The organism is Shinella sp. M31, from assembly GCF_049199205.1.
Lineage (GTDB): Bacteria > Pseudomonadota > Alphaproteobacteria > Rhizobiales > Rhizobiaceae > Shinella.
Genome location: NZ_JBLZPH010000098.1, coordinates 17,799 through 19,188 on the forward strand (window position 1 = coordinate 17,799; position 1,390 = coordinate 19,188).

Below are 1,390 nucleotides of genomic sequence, written 5' to 3' on the forward strand. Positions count from 1 at the left end.
CTCTATTTCAGCTCAGCTGAAATAATGCAGTGCATCCTCTGATATATTGCGCCGCAGCAAGTAATAATCTTGCGCGAACGCCGGAAGGGGAACAAAATACGCAAGTGTTTCGTTCAGCCGCCGGGAGGATGGTGCGATGACCACGATTATCCAATACTTCGCCTGGTTCGACCTTTTTATCCTGGGCAGTATAGCCATGCTTGTCCTGCTCAGCCTTTACAACGACCGAGCTACGTGAGCGCTTTCGCAGTCTGAAAGGGCTGCCGGGGCAGCCGTGTTCCGGACAGTCTTTCTCCGCGTGTAACCTTGTTGGTGCGCCTTTTTTGTCGTGCGAATATTTAGGTCAGCATTATTGACATAAATACGGCGCCGTGATGAGGTGCGTTCAAACAACAAGCCCGAGGAAACCCCTATGTTCAAATGGGAACAGGCCTTCGCGACCCGCGCGTCGCGAATGAAGGCATCCGAAATCCGTGAACTCCTGAAACTGCTGGAACGGCCCGATATCATCTCGTTTGCCGGCGGCATTCCGGATCCGGCGCTGTTCCCCAAGGAAGCCTTCTCCGCCGCCTACACGGACGTGCTGGCGGGCGAGGGCGCTGCCGCGGGCCTGCAATATTCGGTCAGCGAGGGCTACAAGCCGTTGCGCGACTGGCTTGCCGGCGAAATGGGCAAGCTCGGCATAACCTGCACGGCCGAAAACGTCTTCATCGTTTCCGGTTCGCAGCAGGGCCTCGATTATCTCGGCAAACTCTTCCTGTCGCCGAAGGACACCGCGCTCGTCACCTGGCCGACCTATCTCGGCGCGTTGCAGGCCTTCAATGCCTATGAGCCGACCTATGACCGCCTGAACCTGACGGGCAACCGTACGCCGGACGCCTATCGCGCGACGGCGGAAGAGGCCGGTGGGCGCGTCAAGTTCGCCTATCTCTCGGCCGACTTCGCCAATCCGACTGGCGAGACCGTCGATCGGGCCGGCCGCGAAAAGCTGCTGTCACTCGCCGAAGAACTGGACATTCCCGTCATCGAAGATGCGGCATACCAATCGCTCCGTTATGACGGCGAGGCCGTGCCGCCGATCCTGGCGCTGGAAATCACCAAGACGGGCGATATCAACGCCGCCCGCACCATCTATTGCGGCAGCTTCTCCAAGACGCTCGCACCCGGCCTGCGCGTCGGTTACATCGTCGCGGCCGCCCCCGTCATCCGCAAGCTGGTGCTGATGAAGCAGGCGGCGGACCTGCATTCCTCGACCATCAACCAGATGGCCATCGCCCATGTCGCCGAGCGCGGTTTCGATGCGCAGGTGGCGAAGATCAAGGCCGCCTACAGCGCGCGCCGTGATGCCATGCTGGCCGCCCTCCAGAAATACATGCCGGAAGGCGTGTCC

The 1,390-nt window shown here is 60.1% G+C and carries 1 protein-coding gene; it reads left to right on the forward strand.

Annotation, left to right across the window (positions count from 1 at the left end):
* Positions 1-412: 412 nt before the first annotated feature.
* A partial coding sequence (locus tag ACOZKU_RS17145; protein WP_421579876.1) for a PLP-dependent aminotransferase family protein occupies positions 413-1,390 on the forward strand: 978 nt, incomplete at its 3' end.